11 protein-coding genes are annotated in these 17,892 nt (G+C 63.6%); 7 read left to right on the forward strand and 4 right to left on the reverse strand.

Annotation, left to right across the window (positions count from 1 at the left end):
* Positions 1–4: 4 nt before the first annotated feature.
* Genes WDB71_RS07270 through WDB71_RS07280 form a run of 3 tightly spaced genes read right to left on the reverse strand, consistent with a single transcriptional unit; the run spans position 5 to position 7,225 of the window.
* Complete coding sequence (locus WDB71_RS07270) at positions 5–3,046, reverse strand: efflux RND transporter permease subunit (RefSeq protein WP_341503980.1); 3,042 nt, start codon at positions 3,044–3,046, stop codon at positions 5–7.
* Positions 3,039–6,173 (reverse strand): efflux RND transporter permease subunit, encoded by a 3,135-nt coding sequence (locus WDB71_RS07275; protein ID WP_341503982.1) that lies wholly within the window; start codon positions 6,171–6,173, stop codon positions 3,039–3,041. Before WDB71_RS07275 ends, WDB71_RS07270 begins: the two co-directional genes overlap by 8 nt.
* Complete coding sequence (locus tag WDB71_RS07280; RefSeq protein ID WP_341503983.1) at positions 6,170–7,225, reverse strand: efflux RND transporter periplasmic adaptor subunit; 1,056 nt, start codon at positions 7,223–7,225, stop codon at positions 6,170–6,172. The genes WDB71_RS07275 and WDB71_RS07280 overlap by 4 nt, the downstream gene beginning before the upstream one ends.
* Before the next feature lie 272 nt (positions 7,226–7,497).
* Here WDB71_RS07280 and WDB71_RS07285 point away from each other — a divergent pair, with 272 nt between their 5' ends.
* Entirely contained in the window at positions 7,498–8,691 is a 1,194-nt protein-coding gene (locus tag WDB71_RS07285) for an ISL3 family transposase (protein WP_341503984.1), read from the forward strand.
* Between the two features lie 50 nt (positions 8,692–8,741).
* Here the strand turns inward: WDB71_RS07285 and WDB71_RS07290 are convergent, their stop codons facing one another.
* Complete coding sequence (locus WDB71_RS07290; protein WP_341503985.1) at positions 8,742–10,028, reverse strand: citrate synthase; 1,287 nt, start codon at positions 10,026–10,028, stop codon at positions 8,742–8,744.
* 457 nt (positions 10,029–10,485) lie between these two features.
* Here WDB71_RS07290 and sdhC point away from each other — a divergent pair, with 457 nt between their 5' ends.
* The 6 genes from sdhC (at position 10,486) to odhB (ending at position 17,882) form a co-directional block, all read left to right on the forward strand.
* Positions 10,486–10,863 (forward strand): succinate dehydrogenase cytochrome b556 subunit, encoded by a 378-nt coding sequence (gene sdhC, locus WDB71_RS07295; protein WP_341504192.1) that lies wholly within the window; start codon positions 10,486–10,488, stop codon positions 10,861–10,863.
* Positions 10,857–11,204 (forward strand): succinate dehydrogenase, hydrophobic membrane anchor protein, encoded by a 348-nt coding sequence (gene sdhD / locus WDB71_RS07300; protein WP_341503986.1) that lies wholly within the window; start codon positions 10,857–10,859, stop codon positions 11,202–11,204. Before sdhC ends, sdhD begins: the two co-directional genes overlap by 7 nt.
* A 1-nt stretch (position 11,205) precedes the next feature.
* Positions 11,206–12,969, forward strand: a complete 1,764-nt coding sequence (gene sdhA / locus WDB71_RS07305; protein WP_341503987.1) for a succinate dehydrogenase flavoprotein subunit — start codon at positions 11,206–11,208, stop codon at positions 12,967–12,969.
* Between the two features lie 11 nt (positions 12,970–12,980).
* The gene (locus tag WDB71_RS07310; protein WP_341503988.1) at positions 12,981–13,688 is read left to right on the forward strand and encodes a succinate dehydrogenase iron-sulfur subunit; all 708 of its coding nucleotides are present in this window, start codon (positions 12,981–12,983) and stop codon (positions 13,686–13,688) included.
* Positions 13,689–13,859: 171 nt separating this feature from the next.
* Positions 13,860–16,661 carry a 2-oxoglutarate dehydrogenase E1 component gene (locus WDB71_RS07315; RefSeq protein ID WP_341503989.1) on the forward strand — a complete coding sequence of 934 codons (2,802 nt, stop codon included), beginning with the start codon at positions 13,860–13,862 and terminating at the stop codon, positions 16,659–16,661.
* Positions 16,662–16,679: 18 nt separating this feature from the next.
* The gene (odhB, locus tag WDB71_RS07320; protein WP_341504193.1) at positions 16,680–17,882 is read left to right on the forward strand and encodes a 2-oxoglutarate dehydrogenase complex dihydrolipoyllysine-residue succinyltransferase; all 1,203 of its coding nucleotides are present in this window, start codon (positions 16,680–16,682) and stop codon (positions 17,880–17,882) included.
* Positions 17,883–17,892: the final 10 nt, after the last annotated feature.

Consider the following 17,892-nt stretch of genomic DNA (forward strand, 5'->3'; position numbering starts at 1 on the left):
TTATTCAGCCAGGCTGCCAGCCCGCCCTGGTGAGGGCGGCCGTCTTGACCCGGTTCCACCTGGCCCTAAGCCCATCCAGCATCAGGTAGCAAAGGGGTACCAGCACCAGGCTGACCAGGGTGGACAGGATCAGGCCGCCGATGATGGCGATGGCCATGGGGGCATAGTTGGGACCACCGCCACCGACCCTGGTGTCGCCCAGGGCCAGCGGCACCAGGCCCAGCACGGTGGTGGCCACCGTCATCAGGATGGGCCGCAGCCGTTCGGCGGCGGCGGTGACGATCACCCTTTTCAGCTCGTCGCTGCCCCTGAGCTGGTTGATGCGGTCCACCAGCACGATGCCGTTGTTGACCACTATGCCCATCAGGATCAGCAGGCCGATCATGCCCATGATGCCCATGGGGGTCCCCGTGAACCAGAAGGCCCAGAAGGCACCCGTCATGGAGAACAGGATGGCGGTGAGTATGGCCACCGGCATCAGCACCGACTCGAACAGGGCCGCCATCACCAGGTAGATGAGGGCCAGGGCCAGCACCATGTTCACCATCATGGCCTGCTGGCCTTCGTTCTGGCGGCGAAAGCGCCCGTCCAGGCTCCAGGTATAGCCGGCCGGCAGGCTGATGTTGCTCATCATCTGCTCTATGGCTTCCCTGGCCTGGGACAGGGTCAGCTCCTCCAGGTTGGCGGCGATATAGAGGGTGGTCTGGCGGTCGAAGCGCATGATGGAGCCCACCTGGGGCGCTTCAACCAGCTCGGCGACCTGCTCCAGGCGAATGAGGCGACCGTCCACCTGGGCCACCGGCAACCTGGCCAGCATGGCCTTGTCGTAGCGGGCGTCCTTTTCCACATAGAGCTGGACCCGGGTTTCGCCGTTGTCGTCGCGCAGGGTCCGGGCCGGGCTGCCCCTGAGGGCCAGGCTGACCTGTTCGGCGATGTCCCGGGCACTGAGGCCAAGGCGGTTGGTCCTGACCGGATCCGGCTTGATGCGGATCTCCCTGGCCAGTTGGTCGGCGTCGGCGCGCACCTCCACCAGGCCCTGGATCCGGGCCAGCTGGGGCACCAGATCCTCGGCCAGGCCCAGCAGCCTGTTGGTGCTGGGGCCCTGCAGGGTGATCTGCACCTCGGAGTCGCCGCCGTTTTTCCAGCCCAACTGGGTCTTGACCAGCGCCATCTTGGGCCAGCCTTCTCTGAGCCGCTTGCGCAGCTCGTCGCGGCTCAGGGGGGTGTCGGGATCCAGCAGCAGGGTGCTGGTGGCGTAGCGGGGCTCGTAATAGGAGTACACGGCGCGGATCCCCAGCTCGTCCTTGTTGGCATAGAGGAACTCCTCCATGCGGTCCACCTCGGCCTCCATCATGGCCACCGGGAATTCGCCGGGCGCTTCCATGTTGATGAACAGGCGGTCGCCGTCGCCGTCGAACTGGTCGTCGGACGGCAGCTGGCTCAGCGGCAGGGCGGTGGAGGCGGCCAGGACCACGAAAAAGGCCAGCATCCGCTTGGGCCTGTCCAGCACCCAGGCCAGCAGCCCCTTGTAGTGGACATGGTCCCTGATCTTGGCCTGGGCCGGCGCCAGGCGCCTGGCCAGCAGCGGGATCAGGGTGATGGCCAGCAGCAGGGAGGCGGCCAGGGACAGGCAGATGGCCACAGACACGTGCTTGAGGAAGACGGTGACGTCTATCTTGGCGCCGAAGAAGTTGGGCAGGAAGACGATGGCGGTGGTGAGGGTGCCGGCGGCCATGGCCAGGGCCACCCGGCCCACGCCCTTCACCACCGCCTGGCTGCCGGATAGACCGCGGCTGCGTTCGGTGGCGATGCTTTCCACCACCACCACGGCGTTATCCACCAGCATGCCCACGGCCAGCATCAGGCCCATCAGCGACAGTATGTTGAGGCTGATGTCCAGGAAGTACATGGCGGCCAGGGTCAGGCACAGCGAGAAGGGCACCGACAGCACCACCACGGCGGTCATGCTGAGGTTGCGCAGGAACAGCAGCAGCACCAGGGCCGACAGGGCCGCCCCCACCAGGCCGGCCTGGGTCAGGCCGGACAGGGAATCCTTGACCGACTGGGCCTGATCCTCCATGACGAACAGGCGAATGCCGTCCAGGGCCGGGTTGCTCTCGGCCTCATGGACCACGGCCATGACGGCCTCGGCCACCGCCACCAGGTTGGCGCTGGATTCCTTGAACACGTCCAGGCCCACGGCGTAGGTGCGGTCGAAATGGCGGCCTTCGCGCAGCTCAGGCTTGGCCAGGATGACGGTGGCCACGTCCTTAAGCTGGATGCTGGGGCTGAGGTAGGTGTTCTCGATGGCGGCCATGTCGGCCCAGTTGCCCTGGGGCTGGATCAGGTAGCGGCGCTGCTCGTTCTGGATGTAGCCGCCGGCCACCTGGAAATTGGCCTTGGTGAGCATCTCCACCACCTGGCGGGGCGCCAGCCCCATGGCCCTGAGCCGGGCCGGATCCAGGGCCACCTGGACCTCCGGCTTCTCGACCCCGTACAGGGTGACCCGTGATACGCCGGCGATGCGCTCCAGGGGCCTTTTCAGCTCCCGTTCCAGCACGTCGTAGGCGTGGGAGAGATCGCCCTGGCTGGACAGGCGCAGGGTCAGTACCGGCATGTCGGCGGTGGAGAACTGGTACACGAACACCCGCTCCACGTCGTCCGGCAACAGGTGGCGGATGCTGTCCAGCTTCTCCCTGGCCTCGATGCTCTTGGCGTTGATGTTGCTGCTCCAGTCGAACTGCAGGGTGATATGGGCGCCATCCGAGGCGGAGCGGGAGCGCATCTCCTTGATGCCGGACAGGGTGGCCAGGGCCTCTTCTATGGGCCTGGTGATGGCGTCCTCCACCTCGGCCGGGGTGGCGTTGGCATAGGGCACATTGATGTCGATCTGCGGGATCTCAATGCCGGGCCACATCTCCAGGGGCAGCACCCGGCTTGAGACCAGGCCCATCACCAGCAGCGACAGCGACAGCATCAGTATGGTCACCGGCCGCCTCAGGGCGACGGCGGCCATCCGTGAGGCCAGATTGGCTTGCTCAGTCATGGGCCACCTCCTTGCGGTCGAACAGCTGGTACAGCAGCGGGATCACCAGCAGGGTCAGGGCCGTGGCCAGCACCAGGCCGCTCATCACGGCAATGGCCATGGGCGCACGCACCTCGGCGCCTTCGCCCAGGCCCAGGGCCATGGGCAGCAGCCCCAGTACCGTGGTGAGGGTGGTCATGATGATGGGGCGCAGGCGGCTGCGGGCGGCATCGTGGATGGCGGTCAGCCGGTCGACGCCCTGGGCGCGCAGCTGGTTGATCCTGTCCACCAGCACGATGGCGTTGTTGACCACGATGCCGGCCAGCATGATCAGGCCGATGAACACCACCACCGACAGCGGCGTATTGGTCAGCCACAGGCCCAGCACGGCGCCGGCGCCGGCCAGGGGCACGGCGAACAGGATCAGCAGCGGGTGCAGGAAGGACTCGAACTGGGAGGCCATCACCAGGTAGACCAGGAACACGGCCACCAGCAGGGCCAGCTGCAGCGAGCCGAAGGCGGCCTGGCGTTCGCCGCTCTGGCCGGCCAGGGAAACGCTGATGTCCGCCGGCAGCTCCAGGGTGGCCAGCAGGGCGCGGACCGCGGCTTCGGCCTGATCCAGGTCGCCATAGGCGAGATCGGCGGCGATCAGCGCCACCCGCTGCTGGTCGACCCGGGTGATCTCGGCCGGGCCCAGGGTCTCGCGAATGTTGGCCACGGCGTCCAGGGGGAGGGAAACCTGGCTGGCCGGGGAGATCAGCAACCGGGCCAGATCGTCCACATCATCTCTATGGCTGTCGTCCAGGCGTACCAGCATGTCGACCTTGCGATCGTCCAGCTGGTAGCGGCTGGCCAGGCGGCCGCGGACCTTGTCGGCAATGCGGTGGCCCACCTGGGGCGCTGTCATGCCGAGGCTGGCCAGGCGGCCGTGGTCGAAGGTCACCGACAGCTCCGGCTGGCCCTGTTGCAGGCTCTGGCTGACATCCACGAAGCGGGGATCGGCCAGCATGGCCGCCGCCACCTGGCCGGCGCCCTGGTTGAGGCGGGCCAGGTTATAACCGGCCAGCTCCACCACCAGGGCCCGGTCGAAGTTGAGCAGCTGGGGCCGGGAGAACTCGCTCTCCACGCCGGGCAGGCGGCCGGCAATGCCGCGCAGGTGGGTGATGGCCTGGGCTTCCAGGCGGGCGTCGGTCAGCACCACGTTGAGGCGCCCCTTGTTGGGCCTGTTGTCGGACGGATTGGCGGACACCAAGAGGCCTGAGCCGGCCTGGCTGTAGGTCTTGTCGATGGCCGGATATTGTTCGGCGGCGTCGGCCAGCTTTTTCAACAGGGCGTCGGTCTCCTCGATGGAGGCGCCGGGCGGCAGGGTGACGTCCAGGTAGAACTCGCCTTGGGCCATGTTGGGCAGCAGGGTCACCGGCAGCACCGGCAGCAGGGCGAAACAGGCGGCCAGGCTCAGCATCAGGGCGCCGAGGGTACGCTTGGGCCTGGCCATGGCGGCGGGCAGCAGCCTGTCGTAGCCACGGCTGAGCAGCGCGTAGCCGCCCTGGATCAACCAGGCCAGGGGCTTCATCAGCAGGCCCAGCAACCGGCCCAGCTGGCGCCACAGCCAGAACAGGGCGGTGAGCAGCCAGATCAGCGGCAGGGCCAGCCGGCCGGGTTGGCCGCTTCCGTCCTGCTGGCCCTTGCGCTTGGCGGCCAGCATGGGGATCAGGGTCAGGGCCACCAGCAGCGAGGCCAGCAGGGCGAAGGTGACGGTCAGGGCCTGATCGCGAAACAGCTGGCCGGCAATGCCCTGTACGAACACCAGTGGCACGAATACCGCCAGGGAGGTCAGGGTGGAGGCGGTGATGGCGCCGGCCACCTCGCTGGCGCCGTCCACGGCGGCGGTGACGGGATCGGCCCCCTGGTCGCGGTGCCGGGCGATGTTCTCCAGCACCACTATGGCGTTGTCCACCAGCATGCCCACGGCCAGGGCCAGGCCGCCCAGGGACATGATGTTGAGGGTGACCTGGTTGGCCAGCATCAGGCTGAAGGTGGCGATCACGGACACCGGGATGGCCAGGGAGATGATCACGGTGGCGCGGATGTCACGCAGGAACAGGTACAGCACCAGCATGGCCAGCAGGCCGCCGAGCCAGGCGGCGCCCTTGACCTGGGTGATGGCCTGGCGGATGAAGTCGGACTGATCGTAGAGCACGGTGATCTCGGCACCGTGCGGCAGCAGCTTTTCCAGGCGGGGCAGGGCGTTCTTGACCGCCTGGGCCATGGCGACGGTGTTGGCGTCGCCTTCCTTGTACAGGGCCAGCTCGATCATCTCGCGGCCCTGGACCCGGCTGATGGCGTCCCTTTCCTTGTAGTGGTCCTGGATCCGGGCCACGTCCTTGAGGCGTACGTCCGGGCTGATCAGGGTCTGGCCTATGGCCTCCAGGGTGGGATACTGGTTGAGGGTGCGCACCAGCAGCTCGCGGCCGCTGTCCTGGATGCGGCCACCGGCCAGGTTGACGTTCTCCTGGGACAGGCGCTCGGCGATGTCGGCCAGGCTGAGGCCCAGGCGGGCGGCCTGGACGTCGTCCACCAGGATCTGGATCTCCTGCTCCAGGCCGCCGCCGCTGCGTACCGAGGCGACGCCGTCCAGGCCTTCCAGGCGGCGCTTGAGATCTTCATCGGCGAAGCTGCGCAGGGCCTTGAGCTGATCCGGGTTCATCTGTTCGCCCTGGGACAGGCCCAGGCGCAGCACCGGATCCAGGCTGGGGTTGTAGCGCAGGATCAGCGGCGGCTTCACATCCAACGGCAGTATGACCAGATCCAGCTTCTCACGGACTTCCAGGCTGGCCCAGTCCATGTCGGTGCCCCATTCGAACTCCAGCACCACGTCGGAGCGGCCGGGGCGGGAATGGGAGCTGAGCTTCTTGAGGCCCTTGACCACCCCTATGGCTTCCTCCACCGGCTTGGTGATCAGGGTCTCCATTTCCAGGGGGGCGGCGCCTTCGTAGTCGGTGCGTATGGTCAGGGTCGGGTAGCTGAGATCCGGCAGCAGGGTGATGGCCAGCTTGCCCAGGGAAACCAGGCCGAACAGCAGCACCGCCAGGGTGAACATGGCGACCGTCACCGGCCGCCTTACGGACAGGGATACCAGGGATTTCATCCTTTGATCACCTCGACCTTGGCCTGATCCTTGAGGTGATGCTGGCCCAGGGTGACCACCTGCTCGCCCTCATCCAGGCCCTTGAGCACCTCGACCCAGTCGTTGTCGCCGTAGCCCAGGGTCACCTCGCGCAGCTCGGCCACGTTTTCCTGGCCGATGACGAACAGGCGCGCGGTCTCGCCCTGGTTGATCACCGCCTGGCGCGGCACCAGCCGGGCCTGCTCGTGGGTGTCGTACTGGATGTCCACCTCGGCGAACATGCCGGGCAGCAGCAGGCCCTGGGGGTTGTTCAGGTGCAGGGTGACGCGGGTGGTGCCGGTGGCGGCATCCACCACCGGGCTGACCCGGCTGACCCTGGCCTCGAAGACGTCGCCGGGCAGGGCGGCGAAGCGCAGCTGGGCCAGCTTGGCCTGGCGGATGGGCGCCAGGTAGTGTTCGGGTACCGCCACCTCGGCGCGCAGCACGTCATGCTGGACGATGTCGAACAGGGCCTCGTCGGCCCGGGCCAGGTGGCCCGCCTTGACGTGGCGCCGCGATACCACACCGCTGATGGGGGCCTTGACGGCGGCATACTGCAGATCCAGCTCGGCCAGGGCCAGGGACGCCTTGGCGGATTCCAGGCGGAGACTCAGCTTGTCGACGGTCTCGGCGCTGACCAGCTTCTTGGCCTGCATCTTCTTCAGGCGTTCCAGCTCCTGGGCGACGGAGCGGGTCTCGGCGGCCAGCTTGTCGCGCTCCAGCTGGTACCGGCGTGGCTCGATCAGTGCCAGCACCTGGCCGGCACTGACTTCGTCTCCTTCTTCCACCTGGATGGCTTCCACCAGGCCGGAAACCCGGGCTACCACTGTGGCATCGCTTTCCGCTTCCAGGGTGGCATGGCCCTGGTAGCGGGCGGAGATGGCAGCCACCTTGACCTCGGCGACGCTGACCGGGATCAGCACTTCTTCCTTGGGCTTTTCTTCTTGGGCAACGTCCTTGGCCTCACCTGAGCTGCAGGCGCTGAGCAGCAGGGCCAGGGTGATCGCGGACAGGGTGGGGAGTTGCGGTTTCATCTTAGGGCTTCCTTGAATATGAACGCCCTAAGATTAGCGAAAGCCGTGCCAACAAGGAAAAACTCTTGTAAAACAGAGTGTTAATAAATGTTGCCTGGGGGCGTGTTGGCGAATTTGGCCAAATGCTGGCGAGAATGCACCAGCATGGCGGCAGCTATTTGAAAGCAATAAAAAAGGGTTCTTCGCACATTAGCGGGGAATAGATGTGAAAACGGCTGGATAGGTTATTGTGATGTCGCCAAACAAAGACACTAACCAACCAGCCGTTTTCGATGTCGCAGCTTACCCTTCCGTTCGAGCTGTGGGAAGGCTTTAGCCCCGACCACATAGAGCAACACGACCAACATCTCACCATTCACCTCAGCCCCAATCGCCCGCCCTGCTGCCGTTGCGGCAAGCTGGCCCAAGCCGTCCACGACATCACCTGGAGAACGGTCGCCGATCGCGCACTGATGGACCATACCGTGACCCTCAAGGTGCCGGTGCGACGGCTTAACTGCCATCAGTGCGGCCGAGGGACCGAACACATCTCCTGGCTGCGTCCCTTCGCCCGTTTGAGCTGCCGTCTGGAACGCTACGCCGAACGCCTACTGGCGTTACTGCCGGTCAAGCAGGTCGGTGAACTGCTGGGGCTGCACTGGCACACCGTGAAGGCCATCGACAAGCGCCGCCTGCAGCGGCAGGTCACCGAGCCCGACTGGTCCCGGTTGCGACGACTGGTCATGGATGAGTTCGCCCTGTTCAAGGGCCACCGCTACGCCACCGTCATCGCCGATGCGGATACCCACCAGGTGTTGTGGATAGGCGAGGGACGCAGTCGCCGCAGCATCCGGCCCTTCTTCGAGCGGCTAGGCGAACGCTGTCAGCAGATCGAGGCCGTGGCGATGGACATGAACACCGCCTTCGATCTGGAGGTGCAGGCGCATTGCCCCAACGCCAGGGTGGTCTACGACCTGTTCCATGTGGTGGCCAAGTATGGCCGGGAGGTGATTGACCGGGTGCGGCTCGACTGTGCCAAGGCCCAGGGCACCGAGCAGCAGGCCCGCCGTCATATCAAGCGTAGCCGCTGGGTGTTGCTCAAAAACGAGGGCAATCTCAATGACAAGGAACGTGGCCGCCTCGAAGCCTTGCTGGCCGCCAACCGTGATCTGATGGTGGTCTACGTGCTCAAGGAGCAGTTGAAGGCGCTGTGGTACTGCCGCGATGAGCAAACGGCCCATCGCCAATGGCGGCTCTGGTGGCAGCAGGTGGAGGAAAGTGGCATCGCGCCGCTGTTGCAGTTCGCCCGTAAGCTAAAACCCTACTTGCCAGGGATAGTCGCTTCCGCCAGCTATCCCCTCCATACCTGCCGGCTGGAGGGGATGAACAACAAAATCAAACTGATGAAGCGGATGGCTTATGGCTATCGGGATCTGGAGTACTTCTTCCTGAAGATAAAAGCCGCCTTCCCCGGAGATCCGCGATGAACCTAAAAAAGGGCGGTCATCGACCGCCCTTTGTTCCGGGTTCCGAACCCTTACTTGCCCTTGTTGGAGGCGAAGTCGCGGGCGCTCTGGCCAACGTACAGCTGGCGAGGACGACCGATCTTGGCGGTGGGGTCGGAGTGCATTTCGTTCCAGTGGGCGATCCAGCCGATGGTACGGGACATGGCGAAGATCACGGTGAACATGGAGGTCGGAATGCCGATGGCCTTGAGGATGATGCCGGAGTAGAAGTCCACGTTGGGGTAGAGCTTCTTCTCGACAAAATACTGATCGGACAGGGCGATGCGCTCCAGCTCCATGGCCACGTCCAGCAGCGGATCCTGGATGTTCAGTTCCTTCAGCACCGCGTGGCAGGTTTCGCGCATGACCTTGGCACGGGGGTCGAAGTTCTTGTAGACCCGGTGACCGAAGCCCATCAGGCGGAAGGGATCGTTCTTGTCCTTGGCGCGGTCGATGAACTCGGGGATGCGGTCAACGGAACCGATCTCTTCGAGCATGCGCAGGCAGGCTTCGTTGGCACCACCATGGGCCGGACCCCACAGGGAGGCGATACCGGCGGCGATACAGGCGAAGGGGTTGGCACCGGAAGAGCCGGCCAGACGCACGGTAGAGGTAGAGGCGTTCTGCTCGTGGTCGGCGTGGAGGATGAAGATCTTGTCCATGGCCTTGGCCAGAACGGGGTTGACCTTATAGTCCTCGCACGGGGTGGCGAACATCATGTGCAGGAAGTTCTCGGCATAGGACAGCTCGTTCCTGGGGTAGACGAACGGCTGGCCGATGCTGTGCTTGTAGCACATGGCGGCGATGGTCGGCATCTTGGACAGCAGGCGGAAGGCCGCGATCTCACGATGACGGGGGTTACTGACGTCCAGGGAATCGTGATAGAAGGCGGACAGGGCACCTACCACGCCACACATCACGGCCATGGGGTGCGCATCGGGGCGGAAACCCTTGAAGAAGCTGCGCAGCTGCTCGTTGAGCATGGTGTGGGTCTTGACGGTTTCGCGGAACTCGTCGTACTGCGCCTTGTTCGGTGCTTCACCGTAGAGCAGGATGTAGCACACTTCCAGGTAATCGGCGTGGTCGGCCAGCTGGTCGATGGGGAAGCCGCGATGCAGCAACACGCCCTTGGCGCCATCGATGAAGGTGATGGCTGATTCGCAGGAGGCAGTAGCCAGGAAGCCGGGGTCGAAAGTGAACAGGCCGTGCTTGCCCAGGGTGCGGACGTCAACTACGTCGTGACCGGCTGTACCAGAAAGGATAGGCAATTCAATGGCTTCTTTGCCATCCACGAGTAGTTTGGCAATCTTATCCGCCATACAACATTTCTCCTTTGGTCTTTAATTCGTCATGTTGCGCTCGCAAACAGCGGCAATTTTTACCCGCAAATGGTCCGAGTTGTCAATTTGTAAAAGGTAAAACGTGCGTTTGCCTTGGTGAATTTTATGCGTGTCACGCAACAGAATATGCAAGCCGGGTGTCGGGCGCGGCCTTATATAAGGTAACCGTTTTACCGCGGGGAATTGTGACCTGGCTCAAGTCATTGTAATCACCGGGTCCGGTCAGTATACTTCCGTGCGGGCCTTACTAGCCCTGGACCGGACCGGCGTTACTGGTGCAAGTCGCTCCCTAAAATGGTCGTACCTGTCAGCCGCCTTGTCAGCTTGTCTTCGGACAAAATTCAGTGTGGCATCGACCTGCGGCTTTGCAAGGCAGTCATCCGGTTTGGCTAGTGATACAACAACAAAAGCTCAATATGGAGCTGAGTGGGCAGACATCGTGAAAAAGCAAAGACCTGTCAATCTCGACCTGCAAACGATCCGCTTCCCTGCCGCCGCTGTTGCGTCCATCCTCCACCGTGTTTCCGGCGTCATCATGTTCTTCGCTGTGGGTATCCTGATCTGGATGCTGAGCGAGTCCCTGGCGTCTGAAGATGGCTTTAACTCCGTTAAGGCCATGATGACTGGCGGTTTCGCCAAGTTCATCCTGTGGGGCATCCTGACCGCGCTGGCGTACCACTTCTGTGGTGGTATCCGTCACCTGGTCATGGACATGGGGCACTGGGAAGAACTGGATAGCGGCCGTATTTCCGCGCTGGCGGTTATGGTCATCACCGTTGTCCTTTCTGTCATTGCAGGAGTGTGGCTATGGTAACTAATGCAGGAACCTTCGGCCGCAGCGGCGTACATGACTTCGTACTGCTGCGTGCATCCGCCGTCGTACTGGCGCTTTATGCGCTCTTCATCGTTGGCTTCTTCGCCATCACCCCGAATCTTGATTACGCCACCTGGAAGGGCTTCTTCTCTGGCTTCGGCGTCAAGGTCTTCACCCTGATGGCCCTGATCTCCATCCTGGTTCACGCCTGGATCGGTATGTGGCAGGTGCTGACCGACTACGTCAAGGCCACCGGCCTGCGCGTGGCGCTGCAATTCGTACTGAACATCGCAGCCCTGGCCTATGTGATCAGCGGCTTCGTGATTCTGTGGGGTGTGTAAGGTGAAAGTCCAAACTCTCGAATTTGATGCCGTGGTGATCGGCGCAGGTGGCGCCGGCATGCGCGCGGCGCTGCAGATCTCCAAAGAAGGCAAGTCCTGTGCGCTGCTTTCCAAGGTATTCCCGACCCGTTCTCACACCGTGTCCGCCCAGGGCGGTATCACTGTGGCCCTGGGCAACGCCCACGAGGACAACTGGGAATGGCATATGTACGATACCGTCAAGGGCTCCGACTACATCGGCGACCAGGACGCTATCGAATATATGTGTAAGGAAGGCCCCGAGGCCATCCTGGAATTGGAGCACATGGGCCTGCCGTTCTCCCGTTTCGAAAACGGCCGCGTCTACCAGCGTCCCTTCGGTGGCCAGTCCAAGAATTTCGGTGGTGAGCAGGCCGCTCGTACCGCCGCCGCCGCCGACCGTACCGGCCACGCCCTGCTGCACACCCTGTACCAGCAGAACGTGAAGAACCAGACCACCGTCTATTCCGAGTGGTATGCCCTGGATCTGGTCAAGAACGACGACGGCGCCATCGTTGGCTGTACCGCCATCGACATCGAAACCGGCGAAGTGGTCTACTTCAAGGCCAAGGCCGTGGTCCTGGCCACCGGCGGTGCCGGCCGTATCTTCCAGTCCACCACCAATGCCCACATCAACACCGGTGACGGTGTTGGCATGGCCCTGCGTGCCGGCGTGCCGGTTCAGGACATGGAAATGTGGCAGTTCCACCCCACCGGCATCGCCGGTGCCGGCGTGCTGGTAACCGAAGGTTGCCGCGGTGAAGGTGGTTACCTGCTGAACAAGGACGGCGAGCGCTTCATGGAGCGTTATGCCCCCAACGCCAAGGACCTGGCGTCCCGTGACGTGGTGGCCCGCTCCATGATGATCGAGATCCGTGAAGGCCGCGGTTGCGATGGCCCCCACGGCCCGCACATCAAGCTGAAGCTGGACCACCTCGGCAAGGAAGTACTGGACGCCCGCCTGCCCGGCGTTGGCGAGCTGGCCAAGACCTTTGCCCACGTGGACACCTCCAAGGAGCCGATCCCGGTCATCCCCACCTGTCACTACATGATGGGCGGCGTGCCGACCAACGTTCACGGCCAGGCCCTGCGCCCGGACGAGAGCGGCAACGACGTGGAAGTGACCGGCCTGTTCGCCGTCGGCGAGATCGCCTGTGTATCCGTACACGGTGCCAACCGCCTGGGCGGCAACTCCCTGCTGGATCTGGTGGTGTTCGGCCGTGCCGCCGGCATGCACCTGGGCTCCGCCATCGACGAGATCGATTCCAAGCCGGCGACCCAGGAGAACATCGACGCGGCCCTGGCCCGTTTCAACCGCTGGGAAAGCAACAAGACCGGCGAAGATCCGGTGCAGATCCGCAAAGACCTGCAGAACTGCATGCAGCGTAACTTCTCCGTATTCCGCGAAGGCGACGCCATGGCCGAAGGCCTGGAAGAGCTGCGTCAGATCCGCGAACGTCTGAAGAACGCCCGCCTGGACGACACCTCCAAGGAGTTCAACACCCAGCGCATCGAGTGCCTGGAGCTGGACAACCTGATGGAAACCGCCTACGCCACCGCCGTAGCCGCCAACTTCCGTACCGAGTCCCGTGGCGCCCACTCCCGTTTCGACTTCCCCGACCGGGATGACGACAACTGGCTGTGCCACTCCGTGTACAACCCGCAGACCGAGTCCATGACCAAGCGTGAAGTGAACATGGCGCCCAAGCTGCGCGACGCCTTCCCGCCGAAGGCACGGACCTACTAAGGAGCTACGGGATGAAAGTTAAGTTTTCCATCTACCGCTACAACCCGGACGTCGACGCCAAGCCGCGCATGCAGGACTACGAGCTGGAGGTGCCGGAAGGCTCCGACATGATGGTCCTGGACGCCCTGATCAAGCTCAAGGAGCAGGACCCGACCCTGTCCCTGCGTCGCTCCTGCCGTGAAGGTGTCTGTGGCTCCGACGGCATGAACATGAACGGCAAGAACGGCCTGGCCTGTATCACCCCGCTGTCCACCCTGGGCAACAAGGTGGTGATCCGCCCGCTGCCCGGTCTGCCGGTCATCCGTGACCTGGTCGTGGACATGGGCCAGTTCTTCACCCAGCTGGAGAAGATCAAGCCCTTCCTGATCAACGAAGACAAGCAGCCGCCCGCCCGCGAGCACCTGCAGTCTCCGGAAGAGCGCGCCAAGCTGGACGGCATGTACGAGTGCATTCTCTGCGCCTGCTGCTCCACCTCCTGCCCCTCTTTCTGGTGGAACCCGGACAAGTTCATCGGTCCGGCCGGCCTGCTGGCCGCCTACCGCTGGCTGGCCGACAGCCGCGATACCGCCACCGAAGAACGCCTGTCCGAACTGGACGACGCCTTCAGTGTCTTCCGCTGCCACGGCATCATGAACTGTGTCGCCGTATGTCCCAAGGGTCTGAACCCGACCAAGGCCATCGGTAACATCAAGTCCATGTTGCTCAAGCGGGCTGTTTAGTCTCGGGCGTAAGCAGGTTACAATTGCGCGACTCGAACTAACTAAATAGCCACACCTGGTGTTCGGGGGTGGCTATTTTTTTAAAGTTTTTAACGCCGTAGGGGGCCCGCCGGGCCGCCTATCTTTACAATTCAATCCCAACTGCGATCACGCGAGGTTGAAGGGATAGATATGCACGAAGGCACAATGCAGGCGTGGCTAGCGTCCTCCCATTTCGCCGGAGGCGCCAGCTACATCGAGGAGCTCTACGAGAGCTACCTGATTGACCCGGGGTCCGTGCCCCAGGAATGGCGCGACGAATTTGACAAGTTGCCCAAGGTCAAGGATGGCGCTGCCGAGCAGCATCACTCCGCGATTCGAGACCAGTTCAAGGAACTGGCCAAGCACCGCCAGGCGGTGGTCGTCAGCGAAGGCGGCGACGCCAAGCAGGTGAAAGTCCTGCAGATGATCAACGCCTACCGCTTCCGCGGCCACCAGCATGCCAACCTGGATCCCCTGGGTCTGTGGCAGCAGGAGCGCGTCGCCGAGCTGGATCCTGCCTTCCACAGCCTCACTGCTGACGACGCCGATCGCCAGTTCAACGTCGGCTCCCTGGCCGTCGATTCCGACACCATGAAGCTGGGCGAGCTCACCCAACTGCTCAAAGAGACCTACTGCGGCTCCATCGGCGCCGAGTACATGCACATCGTCAACACCGACGAGAAGCGCTGGATCCAGCAACGCCTGGAAGCGGTTCGTGGCAAAGGTTCCTACAGCAAGGAAGACAAGCTGCGCATTCTGGAAAGCCTGACCGCTGCCGAAGGCCTGGAAAAATACCTGGGCGCCAAGTTCCCCGGTGCCAAGCGCTTCTCTCTGGAAGGTGGCGACGCCCTGATCCCCATGATCAAGGAACTGGTTCGCCGCGGCGGCGAACAGGGCATCAAGGAAGCCGTGATCGGCATGGCCCACCGCGGTCGCCTGAACGTGCTGGTCAACGTCCTGGGCAAGAAGCCCCAGGAACTGTTCGACGAATTCGCCGGCAAGCACAACGAAACCCTGGGCAGCGGTGACGTGAAGTACCACATGGGCTTCAGCTCCGACTTCGAAACCCCGGGCGGCAACGTGCACCTGGCCCTGGCCTTCAACCCTTCCCACCTGGAAATCGTCAACCCCGTGGTCATGGGCTCCGTGCGTGCCCGCATGGACCGCCGTGGCGACAGCGACGGCTCCCAGGTGTTGCCCATCACCGTCCATGGCGACTCCGCCATCGCCGGCCAGGGCGTGGTGGCCGAAACCTTCAACATGTCCCAGACCCGCGCCTACGGCGTTGGCGGTACCATCCGCATCGTGGTCAACAACCAGGTTGGTTTCACCACTTCCAAGCAGGAAGACACCCGTTCCACCCAGTACTGCACCGACATCGCCAAGATGGTGCAGGCGCCGATCCTGCACGTCAACGGCGACGATCCGGAAGCCGTGGTGTTCGTGACCCAGCTGGCCGTGGACTACCGCAACACCTTCAAGCGCGACGTGGTCATCGACCTGGTCTGCTATCGTCGCCATGGTCACAACGAGGCGGACGAGCCCAATGCGACTCAGCCGCTGATGTACCAGAAGATCAAGAAGCACCCGACGCCCCGCACCCTGTACACCGAGCGCCTGGTGGGCGAGGGCTCCGTCAGCCCCGAGGAAGCCAAGGCCCTGACCGACGACTACCGCAACCTGCTCGACAAGGGCGAGTGCGTGGTCAAGGAATGGCGTCCCATGACCGAGCATAGCGTCGACTGGAGCCCCTTCCTGTCCAAGGACTGGGCCGGCGACTACCAGAGCCAGGTCGCCAAGGACAAGCTGGTCCACCTGGGCACCACCCTGGCCACGGTGCCGGAAGAGGTCAAGCTGCAGCGCCAGGTCGCCAAGATCTATAACGACCGCCTGTCCATGGCCCAGGGCGCCAAGATGCTGGACTGGGGCATGGCCGAGACCCTGGCCTACGCCTCCATCGTCGATCAGGACTACATGGTGCGCATCACCGGCCAGGACGTGGGTCGCGGTACCTTCTTCCACCGCCACGCCGTGCTGCACAACCAGACCGACGCCGGCGAATACGTGCCCCTGACCCAGGTCAGCGAAGGCCAGGCCAAGTTCGAGATCTACGACTCGGTGCTGTCCGAAGAAGCGGTGCTGGCGTTCGAATACGGCTACAGCTCCGCCGAGCCCAAGGGCCTGGTCATCTGGGAAGCCCAGTTCGGTGACTTCGTCAACGGCGCCCAGGTGGTCATCGACCAGTTCCTGAGCTCGGGTGAGCAGAAGTGGGGCCGCATGTGTGGCCTGACCATGCTGCTGCCCCACGGCTACGAAGGCCAGGGCCCCGAGCACTCCAGCGCCCGCCTGGAGCGTTTCCTGCAGCTGTGCGCCGACAACAACATGCAGGTCTGCGTGCCGTCCACCCCGGCCCAGGTCTATCACATGCTGCGTCGCCAGGTGGTTCGCCCCATGCGTCGTCCGCTGGTGGTCATGTCGCCCAAGTCCCTGCTGCGCCATCCGCTGGCGGTCAGCAGCCTGGACGAGCTGGCCGAAGGCCGTTTCGAGAACGTCCTTGGCGAGCTGGACCAGCTGGATCCGAAGGCGGTCAAGCGCGTGGTGTTCTGTGCCGGCAAGGTCTACTACGACCTGCTGGACGCCCGCCGCAAGAACGAACTGGAAGACGTGGCCATCATCCGCGTCGAGCAGCTGTATCCCTTCCCGGCGGAAGAGGTACAGAAGGTGCTGGCTGACTATGCCCATGTCACCGACTTCATCTGGTGCCAGGAAGAACCCAAGAACCAGGGTGCCTGGTACTTCATTCAGCACGACATCCGCGACGTGTTGCCTCAAGGCGCCAGCCTTGGCTACGCCGGTCGCGCCGCCTCTGCCGCCCCGGCGGTGGGCTATGCCTCCGTGCACGCCAAGCAGCAGAAGGCCCTGGTTGCCGCTGCCTTGAACATTGAAGCCTAAGATTTTGAGAAGGAATGACTGATGAGCGTTGAAATCAAGGTCCCCGTTCTGCCGGAATCGGTAGCGGACGCCACCATCGCCACCTGGCACAAGCAGCCCGGCGACGCGGTTTCCCGTGACGAGAACCTGGTTGACATCGAAACCGACAAGGTCGTGCTGGAAGTGCCGGCCCCGGAAGACGGTGTTATCGAAGAGATCCTGTTCGAAGAAGGCGCCACCGTCGTCGGTGAGCAGGTGATCGCCAAGCTCAAGATCGGTGCTGCCCCGGCCGCCAAGCCTGCAGCTGCCGAAGCGCCCAAGGCCGAAGCCGAAGCCCCGGCCGCGCCCGCTGCCGAAGCCGGTGAGACTCACGACGCCCTGAGCCCGTCCGTGCGCCGCGCCCTGGCCGAGAAGGGCCTGAGCCCCGAAGGCATCAAGGGTACCGGTGTCGGTGGTCGCATCACCAAGGAAGACGTGGACAACTACCTCAAGCAGGGTGGCACCGCCAAGCCGGCCGCCGCTGCACCTGCGCCTGTTGCCGCCCGCTCCGAGAAGCGCGTGCCCATGACCCGTCTGCGCAAGACCATCGCCAAGCGCCTGCTGGATGCCAAGAACAGCACCGCCATGTTGACCACCTTCAACGAGGTCAACATGAAGCCGATCATGGACATCCGCAAGCAGTACAAGGACATCTTCGAGAAGAAGCACGACATCAAGCTGGGCTTCATGGGCTTCTACGTGAAGGCCGTGACCGAGGCGCTCAAGCGCTACCCGGAAGTCAACGCCTCCATCGACGGTGACGATATCGTCTACCACAACTACTTCGATGTGAGCATCGCCGTGTCCACCCCCAAAGGCCTGGTGACCCCGGTGCTGCGCGATTGCGACCAGATGTCCGTGGCCGAGATCGAGAAGGGCATCAAGGAACTGGCCATCAAGGCCCGTGACGGCAAGCTGGCCATGGAAGACATGATGGGCGGCAACTTCACCATCACCAATGGCGGCGTGTTCGGCTCCCTGCTGTCCACCCCCATCATCAACCCGCCCCAGAGCGCCATCCTCGGCATGCACGCCATCAAGGATCGCCCCATGGCGGTGAACGGTCAGGTGGAAATCCTGCCCATGATGTACCTGGCCCTGTCCTACGACCACCGCATCATCGATGGCCGTGAGTCCGTGGGCTTCCTGGTTACCATCAAAGAATTGCTGGAAGATCCGACGCGTCTGCTGTTGGACATCTAAGCTTTCTATC

Source organism: Gallaecimonas sp. GXIMD4217 (assembly GCF_038087665.1).
Classification (GTDB): Bacteria; Pseudomonadota; Gammaproteobacteria; order Enterobacterales; family Gallaecimonadaceae; genus Gallaecimonas.

Excerpts from the sequence above, each read along its gene's own strand:
- WDB71_RS07270 (WP_341503980.1), bottom strand. The coding sequence starts at position 3,046 with ATGACTGAGCAAGCCAATCTGGCCTCACGGATGGCCGCCGTCGCCCTG.
- WDB71_RS07275 (WP_341503982.1), bottom strand. The coding sequence starts at position 6,173 with ATGAAATCCCTGGTATCCCTGTCCGTAAGGCGGCCGGTGACGGTCGCC.
- WDB71_RS07280 (WP_341503983.1), bottom strand. The coding sequence starts at position 7,225 with ATGAAACCGCAACTCCCCACCCTGTCCGCGATCACCCTGGCCCTGCTG.
- WDB71_RS07285 (WP_341503984.1), top strand. The coding sequence starts at position 7,498 with ATGTCGCAGCTTACCCTTCCGTTCGAGCTGTGGGAAGGCTTTAGCCCC.
- WDB71_RS07290 (WP_341503985.1), bottom strand. The coding sequence starts at position 10,028 with ATGGCGGATAAGATTGCCAAACTACTCGTGGATGGCAAAGAAGCCATT.
- sdhD (WP_341503986.1), top strand. The coding sequence starts at position 10,857 with ATGGTAACTAATGCAGGAACCTTCGGCCGCAGCGGCGTACATGACTTC.
- WDB71_RS07310 (WP_341503988.1), top strand. The coding sequence starts at position 12,981 with ATGAAAGTTAAGTTTTCCATCTACCGCTACAACCCGGACGTCGACGCC.
- WDB71_RS07315 (WP_341503989.1), top strand. The coding sequence starts at position 13,860 with ATGCACGAAGGCACAATGCAGGCGTGGCTAGCGTCCTCCCATTTCGCC.